Raw genomic sequence first — 10857 nt, forward strand, 5'->3', positions numbered from 1 at the left:
CGCCGGCGTCAGTTGAGGGCCCGGCCCAGGTCTGCCACCAGCGTCGGCGACGGCCGGGGGATGGCTCCGAAGTCCTCGTCGTCGCCCTCCACCACCAGCCGGTTGATGACGTTCTCCAGTGCGGCCGGCAGCGTCGGCGCCAGCCCGCTGTGCCACTGGACGAGGAGGTTGTGCCGGGCCTCGTCCGGCAGCAGCTGCTTGTCGTCGAAGGCCGCCACCGCCCGCGGTTCCTCGTCGGGCGCGTGGGCGGCCTGTCCGCGCCAGTAGGCGGCGTCGCGGAACTCGCCGTCCCGGCGGTGCGCCAGATACAGGCAGTAGGCGGCGGTCCGGCTGCCCGCGCCGGCGCCGAAGAGCCACCAGAACCGCGCCGCCGCCGACCGCCCGGTGAGGTGCAGCAGGCACCCGAAGACCAGCGCCCCCTCCGGGTCGATGTGGTGGTCGTCCACCAGCCGCTCCAGACTCGCCGCGGCCGCCGCGGCGTTGATCACCAGCGCACACGCCAGTTGCAGCTCATGGGTGGCCTCGTCGCGCGCGGTGGGATACGCGCTGGGGGCGGCCCGGCCCGGCCTGGCCGGCGGCGGCACCACCGCGGGCGGCGACGTCGCTGGCCACTCCGCCGCCGGCGTCAGACAGCCCAGCCCGTCCAGCGCCCCCGCCTCGTCCAGCGCCCCGAAGTCCGCCAGTCCGCCGATCCCGGCCACCGCCGCGGCCGCGCTGAGCAGCGACTCGACGGTCTCCCGCCGCTCGCCGGGACCCTGATGAGCCCTCGTCATCTCCCGTTCCCCCATGTCTTCCCCCATGTCCGACTCCCGCTGGTTTCCGGCCGGTCCGGCCCTGATCCACCGGACCGGCCCTCTCCCTGATCGATGCCGAGCGCGACGGCCAGCTTCCGCCGGCCCCGGCTCGCGTACGAACGCACGGTGACCTCGTCCACCCCGAGCAGCGCGGCGATCTGCGCGTCGCCGTAGCCGATGACGTGCCGGAGCACGATCACGTCGCACTGCCGCTCCGGCAGCCGGGAGATCGCCGCATAGAGCCCCAACTGGCTCTCCAGCATGGCGAACTGCTGCTGGCACTCGCGCAGCAGGGCATGGGTGACGACGGCGAAGGCGGCGGTCTCGGTGAGCGCAGTCGACTGCCGGTGGTCGTAGAGCCACTCCATGACCTGCTCCTTGAGCAGTGCCCAGGCGTACGCCTCGACCGACGCCTGCCGCAGTGCGTGCGGCCACACCCGGCCGAGCCGCTCGTACGCCGCCCGGGTCACCGCGCGGGCCGCGTCCTCGCTGCCGGTGTGCAGATAGGCGTAGGCCAGCCACTTGCGGGCGTGGGTCGACAGGAACGCCTCGAAGGCGAGCGTCAGCCGCCGGCTCGACTCCTGTGGCACGGCCGGCTCGGCCATGGCGGCACGGTTCGACCCCAGGGCCGGCAGAAGTCGGTTCCGGTGTGTGCTCACGCGCCGCCCTCGTTCCGTTCGCCGTGCACCGCCGCGGCGCCCACCGAGGACGGCGGCCGCACCGGGAGGGCGGTTTGCCCTCACCTTCCAATCAACAGGAAACCTCGCGGTTTTGTGGCACCGGGCGACAAATAATCTTGCGCTCCGCAGTCATCTGACTACTCGTGATCGAGAACGATCAAAAGCGGACGCCGATGCCCGCCGCGCGACCACGGCACCCCCGGCGCACGCCGCCAGGCGCCCCGCGCACGCCCTCGCCGTGGCGCATGAACGCGCCCCCGCCGGGAAGTGCTCACCACGGCGGTCGCCGCTCCCAGGGGAGCGCCTTCCGGCGACCCGTACGGGCCTTCCGGCGACCCGTACGGCGACGGGAGGCAGCACGCGATGAACGACCACGAGCCCGTGGTGGACCTGCAACTGGACCGGGCCCACTCGGCCCGGATCTACGACTACATGCTGGGCGGCAAGACCAACTTCCTGGCCGACCGGATGGCCGCCGGCCGGGTCCTGGGCGTCTTCCCCGCCGCGCTGGTGGCCGCCCGCATCAACCGCGAGTTCATGCACCGCGCCACCCGGCACCTCGCCGCCTCGGGCCTGCGCCAGTTCCTGGACATCGGCACCGGCATCCCCACCCCGCCCAACCTCCACGAGATCGCCCAGCGCACCGCCCCCGACGCCCGCGTCGTCTACACCGACAACGACCCCATCGTGCTCGCCCACGCCGCCGCCCTGCTGCGCGGCACCCCCGAGGGCCGCACCGCGTACGTACCGGCCGACGTCACCGACCCCGCGAGCATCCTGACCGCCCCGCAGCTGCGCGCCACCCTCGACCTGACCCGGCCGGTCGCCCTGAGCCTGAACGCCCTGATGCACTTCGTCACCGATGACGGCCGGGACCGCGCGCACACCGTCGTGGAGGCGCTCAAGTCCGCCCTGCCCAGCGGCAGTACGCTGGCGATGACCCACGCCACCTCCGACCACAGCCCCGACACCATGCACCGGATCCTCGGGATCTACCGCGAGGCGGGCACCGAGCTGCAGTTCCGCACCCGCGAGGAGTTCGTGCGCTTCTTCGACGGCTGGGAACTCCTCGACCCCGGCGTCACCCTCTCCCACCAGTGGCGCCCCGACCGCCCCGAGGACGCCACCCACGTCACCGACGGCGAGGCCGCCGGCTACGCCGCCGTCGCCCGCAAACCCTGACCCGGCGTCCGCGCGGCGGCCCGGCGCTCACCGCTTCCGGTAGCCGTACGCCTCCTCGGCCGCTGCCACCACCGCCGCCAGATCCGCCCCGGCCGACGCGCTGACCACGGCGGCCACCGCCCCCTCGACGAACGGCGCGTCCACCAGCCGGGCGTCCGGCGGGAGTTCGTCGCCCTCGGCGATCAGCGCCTTCACCGTCAGCACCGCGCTGCCGAGATCGACCAGCAGCGCCACCCCCGCGCCGCGGTCCACCTCCCGCGCCGCGGACGCGATCAGCTCGGCGCTCGTCCCCAGCCCGCCGTCCGGGGTCCCGCCCGCGGCGGCCACCGGCACCCGCGGGCCGTCCCCGGCCAGCCCGGCCGCCAGCTCCGCGACCGCCTCCGCGACCGCCTTGCTGTGCGAGACCAGCACGACGCCCACCACCGGCCGCGCGCCGCTCATCGCGCCACCTCCGCCAGCGCCGCGAACAGCAGCGCGGTGGACGTCGCCCCGGGGTCCTGATGCCCGATGCTCCGTTCCCCGAGATAGCTGGCCCGGCCCTTGCGCGCGAGCATCGGCACCGTCGCCCGGGCCCCCTCGTCGGCCGCCGCGGCGGCCGCGTCCGGCGAGGTCCCCAGCGCGTCCACGGCCGGCACCAGGGCATCCACCATGGTCTTGTCGCCGGGTGCGGCACCTCCGAGCTCCCGCACCGACTCCAGCCCGGCCCGCAGCCCCGCCTGCAGCTCCGCCACCGTCACCCGGGGTGCCTCGCCCAGGCGCTTGCCGGCCCGCCGCAGCAGCGTCCCGTACAGCGGCCCGGCCGCGCCGCCCACCGTCGAGATCAGCTGCCGCCCCGCGGTCAGCAGCACCGCGCCCGGCGCGGCGGGCGGCTCGCTCTCCAGCGCCTTCACCACGGCCGCGAAGCCCCGCTGCATATTGGTCCCGTGATCGGCGTCGCCGATGGCCGAGTCCAGCTCCGTGAGCCGCCCGGCCTCCCGCTCGACCAGACCTGCGGCCGCGGTCATCCACCGTACGAAGAACGCACCGTCCAGCGTCACGTCCACCACACCATCACCCCTCTGCACAACCGACAGTCAACAACGTCTGCGCCAGTCAACAACGTCTCGCCAGTCAACACCGTGCACGTCACGGCAGCACCCGTCGGCCGCCCGTTATCGCCCCCACCGCAGTCCGGCCGTCGCCACCGGTGCGTCCCACAACCGCAGCAGTTCCTCGTCGACCTGACACAACGTCACCGAACAGCCGGCCATGTCCAGCGACGTGACGTAGTTCCCCACCAACGTACGGGCGACGGCCACCCCGCGCTCGTCGAGCACCCGGTGGACCTCCGCGGCGAAGCCGTACAGCTCCAGCAGCGGTGTCGCCCCCATGCCGTTCACCAGCACCAGCACCGGCAGCCGGGGCGGGAGGTCGGCCAGCACCGCGTCCACCGCGGCGTCCGCGATCTCGTGTGCGGTCATCATGGCCCGCCGCTCCCGCCCCGGCTCGCCGTGGATCCCAACCCCCAACTCCAGCTCACCCTCGGGGAGTTCGAAGGTCGGACCGCCCTTGGCCGGCGTCGAACAGGCGCTCAGCGCCACGCCGAAGCTCCGGGACGACGCCACGACCTGCCGGGCCAGCGTCTCGACCCGCTCCAGCGGCATCCCCTCCTCGGCCGCCGCCCCCGCGATCTTCTCCACGAACAGCGTCGCCCCCGTACCGCGCCGCCCCGCCGTGAACGTCGAGTCGCGCACCGCGACATCGTCGTCCACCAGCACCGTGGCGACCTGCACCCCCTCGTCCTCCGCCAGTTCCGCCGCCATCCGGAAGTTCAGCACGTCGCCGGTGTAGTTCTTCACCACGAACAGCACCCCGCGCCCGCTGTCCACCGCCGCCGCGGCCCGCACCATCTGATCCGGAACCGGCGAGGTGAACACCTCTCCCGGGCACGCCGCGTCCAGCATCCCCGGCCCCACGAACCCGCCGTGCAACGGCTCGTGCCCGCTTCCCCCGCCGGAGACCAGAGCCACCTTCTCCGCCACCGGCGCGTCCCGCCGCACGATCACCCGGTGCTCCACGTCCACGACCAGCTCCGGGTGCGCCGCGGCGAACCCCCGCAGGGCGTCCGCCACCACGGTCTCGGGGACGTTGATCAGCATCCTCACGGGTACCTCCCAGGGAGCGCAGCGAGCAGGGTCATGATCCGAGTCTTTCCGGGCACGCCTCGGCGGATCAAGTGCGGATCAAGTATCGGGCCCCGAGGTGTCCGGCGCACCGTCGTCCACGAGGTTTCTCCGCCGTGACGGACGTCGGATGCCCCGGCCACCCGAACGGAGCAACCGGTGGCCGGCGTGCGGCGCCACGCCCGGCACGCGACCGCTGAGCTGCGTCGAACGGCCGGTCGGTCAGTTTGACTTCTCCGTAAAACATGGTGAGTTCCGGGCTGTCCTGGGATCTGGTGGCCGCTGTGGTGACAGTTGCTGACCCCTCAGGAGGAGCCATGGCAGCCCCGCCGGCCGTGTCGCTGATCGTTCCGACGTTCAACGAGGCAGGGAACATCGATGAGTTGCTGGACGTGGTGAGCGCGGCGGTGCCGGCGGGGTGGGACGTCGAGGTGCTGTTCGTCGACGACTCGACGGACAACACGCCGGAAGTGATCGAGAAGGCGGCCGGACGGGTGGCGATCCCGGTGGCGGTGCTGCATCGGGAGGTGCCCGAGGGCGGGCTCGGTGGAGCGGTGGTGGCCGGGATCGCGCGGACCAGCAAGCCGTGGATCGTGGTGATGGACGCGGATCTGCAGCATCCGCCGCACCTGATGCCGGAGTTGGTGCGGGCCGGCGAGCGGACCGGGGCCGAACTGGTGGTCGCCAGCAGGTACGCGGAGGGCGGCAGCCGCAGCGGGCTGGCCGGCGGGTACCGGATGGCGGTGTCGGGGGCGTCGACGACGCTGACCAAGGCGCTGTTCCCGAGGCTGCTGCGCGGGGTCTCCGACCCGATGAGCGGGTTCTTCGCCATCCGGCGGGAGGCGGTCGAGCGCGCCGGGCGGGAGGGCGAGGCACGCCAGGAGGGCGGGCTGCGGCCGCTGGGGTACAAGATCCTGCTGGAGCTGGCGGTGCGCTGCCGGCCGCGCGGGGTGGCCGAGGTGCCCTACGAGTTCGGGGAGCGGTTCGCGGGCGAGTCCAAGTCGACGGTGCGGGAGGGGCTGCGGTTCCTGCGGCACCTCGCGGAGCTGCGCAGCAGCGACAAGCGGGCGCGGATGGTGGCGTTCGGGCTGATCGGCGTCTCCGGGTTCGTACCGAACCTGCTGGCGCTGGGGGCGCTGACCGGCCTCACACCGCTGCACTACGCGGTGGCCGAGGTGCTCGCCAACCAGCTCGGGGTGGTCTGGAACTTCGCCCTGCTGGACTTCCTGGTCTACCGCAGCGTGAAACGGGGGCACTGGGCCGGCCGGCTGGCGGGGTTCGCGGCGCTCAGCAACCTCGATCTGCCGGCCCGGATCCCGTTGATGGTGCTGTTCGTGGAGCGGGCCGGGATCGGGCCGGTGCCGGCGACCGTGCTGAGCCTGGTGGTGGTGTTCGTGGTGCGGTTCCTGCTCGTGGACACGTTGGTCTACCGGCGCAGGCAGCGCCGACGGGCCGCGGCGGTGCGCGGTGCGGGGGAGGAGCGCACCGCCTGAGGGACGCCCGCGCGCCAGGCGGGCGCGCTGCTTAGCTGACAACGCAAACTCGTGGCGGTCCGCCCCGGCCGACAGGAGACTCCAGTCGATGATCGCGCCGTCCGGAGCGGACGGCGCCGTGACCGACGACGTGACGTACGACGTGACGTACGACGTGGTTTTCGACGGCGAATGGGGCGGTGGACGTGGGGGCGGTCGCTGTGGAGGTGCGGGACACGCCGGTTGCCGGACCGCGGGTGCGGCCGGCCTGGCGGATGGCCGGCACGGTCGCCGGCGCCGTCGTCGTGCTGCTGCTCGCCCTGGCCGGCCGGTACGGCTACAACGTGGACGAGCTGTACTTCCGGCTGCTGGGCGAGCGCGGCTGGGCCTGGGGATACACCGACCAGCCGCCGCTGGTGCCGGCACTGGTGCACGCCACGACCCAGGTGCTGGGCGACTCGGTGTGGGCGATCCGGGTGCCGGCGGCGCTGTGTGCCGGCGCCGTGGTGCTGCTCGGGACGCTGACCGCCGCCGAACTGGGCGGCTCCCGGCGGGCGCAGACTCTGGCCGCGCTGGGCCTGGGCAGCTCGTTCCTGGTGCTCAGCGTGGGCCACATCATGGTGACCACCACCCTGGACCTGCTCGCCTGGTCCGCGCTGCTGCTGTGCGTCGTACGGGCGCTGCTGCGCGGCCAGGGCCGGTGGTGGGTGGGGGCGGGGGCCGTACTGGGCCTGGCGCTGTACGCCAAGTACATCGTGGCGCTGCTGCCGGTGGGGCTCTTGGTGGGCCTGGCGCTGGTGGGACCGCGGAAGGTGTTCCGGGACCGGTGGCTTTACGCGGGCATCGCGCTGGCACTGGTGATCGGGTCGCCGAACCTGATCTACCAAGTCACCCATGACTTCCCGCAGTTGCAGATGGCCGACGCGCTGGGCGTCACCGACGGGCCGATGAACCGCGTCATCTTCGTGCCGAGCCTGGTGATCCTGTTCGGGCCGGTGCCGACGGTGGTGTGGGTGGCCGGGCTGGTGCGGCTGCTGCGCGAGCCGGCCTGGCGCCCGGTGCGGGCGCTGGCACCGGCGTTCGGCGTGGCGGTGGCGCTGACCATCTACGGCGGGGGGCGGCCCGACTACGTGGGTGGGTTCCTGATCGCGCTGTTCGCGGCGGGGGCGGTCGCCGTCGACCGGTGGCTGGGGCAACGGCGGTTCCGGCAGGTGCTGCTGGGCGGCGGGCTGGCGGTCAGTGCGGTGCTGCAGGTGCTGATGGCGCTGCCGGTGCTGCCGCAGAACTCCCCGTTCGTCCCGCTGAACAACATCTCCCTGGAGAGCGTGGGCTGGCCCCGCCTGGCCGACCAGGTGCGCACCGCGTATCGGGCACTCCCGCCCGAGCAGCGGAAACGGGCCGTGGTGCTGGCCGGCAACCTCGGTGAGAGCGGGGCCCTGGACCGGTACGGGCGCGGACTGCCGCCCGTCTACAGCGGTCACAACGAACTGCACAAGTGGGGTCCGCCGCCGGAGTGGGCCGACGTCGTGGTCGCGGTGGGCGTCGAACGACCACGGCTGGCGGCCGACTTCCGCAGCTGCACCGCCGTCGGCCATCTGGACAACGGCGTCGGCGTGGACAACGCCGAACAGGGCAAACCGGTGACGGTCTGCCAGGGCCGCAGGGCCCCATGGGCCCGGCTGTGGCCCGCCTACCACTACCTGAGCGGTTGAACTGCCCGGCGGGACCGGGGGAGAAGCGAAGACTCGGCGGGAGATGAGGCGTGATGACGACGACGTCCCTGGACAGGGAGAGCAAGGCGGGAGCGGCGGATACACCGGCGCTGCGGGCGGCGCCGGTGGCCTGGCGGCCGATCGCCGTAGTGGCGGCCGCGCTGGCCGTGCTGCTGTTCGCGTTCGCGAGTGAATACGGCTACCACGCCGATGAGTTGTACTTCCGGCTGCTCGGGAAGCACGGCTTCGCCTGGGGGTACGTGGACCAGCCGCCGCTGCTGCCGATGGTGGTACGGGCGGCGTCGGCGGTCTTCGGCGACAGCATGTGGGCGATCCGGGTGCCCGCGGTGCTGTGTGCCGTGGTCGTCACCGTGCTCGGCGCGCTGATCGCCGCCGAACTGGGCGGCTCCCGGCGGGCGCAGACACTGACCGCGTTCGGGGTGGCCACCTCGACCATGGTGCTCAGCTTCGGCCACTGGATCCTCACCACCAGCTTCGACACCGTGGCCTGGGCCGCGGTGCTGCTCCTCGCGGTGCGGGCGCTGCTGCGCGGCGAGGGGAAGTGGTGGCTGTGGGCCGGTGTGGTGGTCGGCGTGGGGCTGTACGCCAAGTACATCGTGCTGCTGCTGGCGGTCGCGCTGCTGGTGGGGCTGGCGCTGGTGGGGCCGCGGAAGGTGTTCCGGGAGTGGCGGCTGTACGCGGGCATCGGACTGGCGCTGGTGATCGGGGCGCCGAACCTGGTCTACCAGGCCACCCATGACTTCCCGCAGCTGCAGATGGCGGAGGGGCTGGCGGGTACCGACGGCGAGGCCAACCGCGCCATGTTCGCCACCAACCTCGTGCTGCTCTTCGGTCCTGCGCTGTTCGTGCTCTGCCTGATCGGGCTGTGGAAGCTGTTCCGGGTTCCCGAGTGGAAGCCCGTACGGGCCCTGGGGGTCGGCTACTTGGCGGCCACCGCGGCGTCGTATCTGATCGAGGGCGGCCGGCCGGACTACACCGGCGGACTGCTGATCGCGCTGCTGGCCGCCGGGTGTGTGGCCGCCGACCGGTGGGCCGGCCGGCGCAAAATACGGCTGTCGGTGCTCGCGTTCTGCCTGGCGCTCAGCGCCGCGGCGCAGATGCTGCTGTCGCTGCCGGTGATCCCCAAGAGCGCGCTGCGCGACTTCCAGATCGCCAGCATGCCGCTGGAGACCGTGGGTTGGCCCCGTATGGTCCAGCAGACCGAGGCGGCCTACCGGGCACTGCCGGTCGCCGAGCGCGACCGGGCGGTGCTGCTGACCGACAACTTCGGCGAGGCGGGGGCCCTGGACGTGTACGGGCACGGGCTGCCGCCCGTCTACAGCGGCCACAACGAGCTGCACAAGTGGGGTCCGCCGCCGGAGCGCGCCGACGTCGTGATCGCGGTCGGCATCGACCCTGCCCGGCTCGCCGCGGGCTTCCGCTCGTGCGCCGTCGCCGGCCACCTCGACAACGGGCTGGGCATCGACAACCCCGAGCAGGGTGTGCCGATCACGGTCTGCCGCGGGCTGAAGCAGCCCTGGTCCGCGCAGTGGCCCGGCTACCGGCACTACAACGCTTATCTGTGACGCCTGTCTGTACCGCCTGTCTGTGACGGTCCCTGGCTCGCGGCCCGGTGCGGGGTTTCCCCGGGACCGGGCCGCGGGGCGACCTGCTTCGCTGCACGGTAAAAGTCGTGGCTTGACCGGGAAGTTCACCCGAGACTGGAAATCGCTGGAATGCGTACGCCCAATCGAATTGCGGACGGACCCCTTTGGGGTGGAGGCGTGATATGAGTACCGAGGTTTCCGAGGCGCAGGCGCGGCGCGCCGTGGCCGACATCTTCAACTCGACGCTGGCCTCATCGGCCATAGGCGCCGCGTGGGAGCTCGGAGCTCTTGACGAGCTGCGGGAGAACGGCAAGCTGGATGTTTCCGATTTCGCCGTGCGACATGATCTGCACCGGCCGGCGGTGGTCGGCATGTTCACCGCCCTGGCGAGCGTGGGAATCGTGCGGCGGGACGGTGAGACGGTCCTTCCCGGGCCGTACTTCACCGAGGCCGACCACCACCGTTCGCTGTTCCACTGGCTCAACCAGGGCAGCGGCGAACTCTTCCGCCGTATGCCGCAGGTGCTGCCGAACGCCAACCGCGTCGGCGACTTCTACCAGCGGGACGCGGCGGCGATCAGCTACGCCTGCCGCGAGATCAGCGAGCGCTACTTCGACCCGGCGTTCTGGTCGGCCGTCGACGGCCTGGGCTACGAGCCCTCCACCGTCGCCGACCTGGGCTCCGGCAGCGGCGAGCGGCTGATCCAGCTCGCCCGGCGGTTCCCCGGCGCGCGCGGCCTGGGCATCGACATCGCCGACGGCGCCATCGAGATGGCGAAGCAGGAGGTGGCCGCCAAGGGATTCGGCGACCGGATCTCCTTCGTACGCGGCGACGCCCGCACCATCGACCAGGTCGAGGCGCCCGAGGAATTCGCCAAGGTGGATCTGCTCACCTGCTTCATGATGGGGCACGACTTCTGGCCCCGGGAGAACTGCGTGCGGATCCTGCGGAATCTGCGGGAATCCTTCCCGAATGTCCGCCGCTTCCTGCTCGGTGACGCGACCCGCACCGTCGGCATTCCGGATACCGAACTCCCCGTATTCACCCTGGGATTCGAGTTCGGACACGACATGATGGGCGTCTATCTGCCGACCCTCGACGAATGGGACGGGGTATTCGAAGAGGGCGGCTGGCGGTGTGTGAAGAAGCATGCCATCGATTCACTGTCGGTCTCCGTGGTCTTCGAACTCGAATAACCGCGCAGGCACCAACGACCACGTCGGCTGAGGGGGTTTTCCATGGGTGAGT

10 protein-coding genes are annotated in these 10857 nt (G+C 72.3%); 5 read left to right on the forward strand and 5 right to left on the reverse strand.

Going from position 1 to position 10857, the window contains the following annotated elements:
- Positions 1-8 precede the first annotated feature (8 nt).
- Both ACRAS8_RS29810 and ACRAS8_RS29815 read right to left on the reverse strand, forming a co-directional pair.
- Entirely contained in the window at positions 9-800 is a 792-nt protein-coding gene (locus ACRAS8_RS29810) for a hypothetical protein (RefSeq protein ID WP_438489077.1), read from the reverse strand.
- Entirely contained in the window at positions 770-1399 is a 630-nt protein-coding gene (locus ACRAS8_RS29815; RefSeq protein WP_438489078.1) for an RNA polymerase sigma factor, read from the reverse strand. The genes ACRAS8_RS29810 and ACRAS8_RS29815 overlap by 31 nt, the downstream gene beginning before the upstream one ends.
- Before the next feature lie 438 nt (positions 1400-1837).
- Between ACRAS8_RS29815 and ACRAS8_RS29820 the strand changes: the two genes are divergently transcribed.
- On the forward strand, positions 1838-2656 hold the full coding sequence (locus tag ACRAS8_RS29820; RefSeq protein ID WP_438489079.1) for an SAM-dependent methyltransferase: 819 nt from the start codon (positions 1838-1840) through the stop codon (positions 2654-2656).
- A gap of 27 nt (positions 2657-2683) precedes the next feature.
- On the opposite strand, the gene dhaM is transcribed toward ACRAS8_RS29820, so the two are convergent.
- The 3 genes from dhaM to dhaK all read right to left on the reverse strand — a co-directional run bounded on the left by dhaM (position 2684) and on the right by dhaK (position 4800).
- Complete coding sequence (gene dhaM / locus ACRAS8_RS29825; RefSeq protein ID WP_438489080.1) at positions 2684-3097, reverse strand: dihydroxyacetone kinase phosphoryl donor subunit DhaM; 414 nt, start codon at positions 3095-3097, stop codon at positions 2684-2686.
- Complete coding sequence (gene dhaL / locus ACRAS8_RS29830) at positions 3094-3660, reverse strand: dihydroxyacetone kinase subunit DhaL (RefSeq protein WP_438490637.1); 567 nt, start codon at positions 3658-3660, stop codon at positions 3094-3096. The genes dhaM and dhaL overlap by 4 nt, the downstream gene beginning before the upstream one ends.
- Before the next feature lie 147 nt (positions 3661-3807).
- Positions 3808-4800, reverse strand: a complete 993-nt coding sequence (gene dhaK / locus ACRAS8_RS29835; protein WP_438489081.1) for a dihydroxyacetone kinase subunit DhaK — start codon at positions 4798-4800, stop codon at positions 3808-3810.
- 335 nt (positions 4801-5135) lie between these two features.
- On the opposite strand from dhaK, the gene ACRAS8_RS29840 reads away from it, so the two are divergent.
- The 4 genes from ACRAS8_RS29840 to mppJ all read left to right on the forward strand — a co-directional run bounded on the left by ACRAS8_RS29840 (position 5136) and on the right by mppJ (position 10805).
- Positions 5136-6311 (forward strand): glycosyltransferase, encoded by a 1176-nt coding sequence (locus ACRAS8_RS29840; protein WP_438489082.1) that lies wholly within the window; start codon positions 5136-5138, stop codon positions 6309-6311.
- 185 nt (positions 6312-6496) lie between these two features.
- Entirely contained in the window at positions 6497-8002 is a 1506-nt protein-coding gene (locus ACRAS8_RS29845; protein WP_438489083.1) for a glycosyltransferase family 39 protein, read from the forward strand.
- A 53-nt stretch (positions 8003-8055) separates the two neighbouring features.
- On the forward strand, positions 8056-9588 hold the full coding sequence (locus ACRAS8_RS29850; RefSeq protein WP_438489084.1) for an ArnT family glycosyltransferase: 1533 nt from the start codon (positions 8056-8058) through the stop codon (positions 9586-9588).
- A gap of 203 nt (positions 9589-9791) precedes the next feature.
- Complete coding sequence (gene mppJ, locus ACRAS8_RS29855) at positions 9792-10805, forward strand: phenylpyruvate C(3)-methyltransferase (protein WP_438489085.1); 1014 nt, start codon at positions 9792-9794, stop codon at positions 10803-10805.
- Positions 10806-10857 lie beyond the last annotated feature (52 nt).

The organism is Streptomyces sp. S186 (assembly GCF_051603415.1).
In the GTDB taxonomy this organism is placed as follows: domain Bacteria; phylum Actinomycetota; class Actinomycetes; order Streptomycetales; family Streptomycetaceae; genus Streptomyces.

Coding starts and splice junctions, on each gene's coding strand:
- ACRAS8_RS29810 (WP_438489077.1), bottom strand. CDS start 800: ATGGGGGAAGACATGGGGGAACGGGAGATGACGAGGGCTCATCAGGGT.
- ACRAS8_RS29815 (WP_438489078.1), bottom strand. CDS start 1,399: ATGGCCGAGCCGGCCGTGCCACAGGAGTCGAGCCGGCGGCTGACGCTC.
- ACRAS8_RS29820 (WP_438489079.1), top strand. CDS start 1,838: ATGAACGACCACGAGCCCGTGGTGGACCTGCAACTGGACCGGGCCCAC.
- dhaM (WP_438489080.1), bottom strand. CDS start 3,097: ATGAGCGGCGCGCGGCCGGTGGTGGGCGTCGTGCTGGTCTCGCACAGC.
- dhaL (WP_438490637.1), bottom strand. CDS start 3,660: ATGACCGCGGCCGCAGGTCTGGTCGAGCGGGAGGCCGGGCGGCTCACG.
- ACRAS8_RS29840 (WP_438489082.1), top strand. CDS start 5,136: ATGGCAGCCCCGCCGGCCGTGTCGCTGATCGTTCCGACGTTCAACGAG.
- ACRAS8_RS29850 (WP_438489084.1), top strand. CDS start 8,056: ATGACGACGACGTCCCTGGACAGGGAGAGCAAGGCGGGAGCGGCGGAT.
- mppJ (WP_438489085.1), top strand. CDS start 9,792: ATGAGTACCGAGGTTTCCGAGGCGCAGGCGCGGCGCGCCGTGGCCGAC.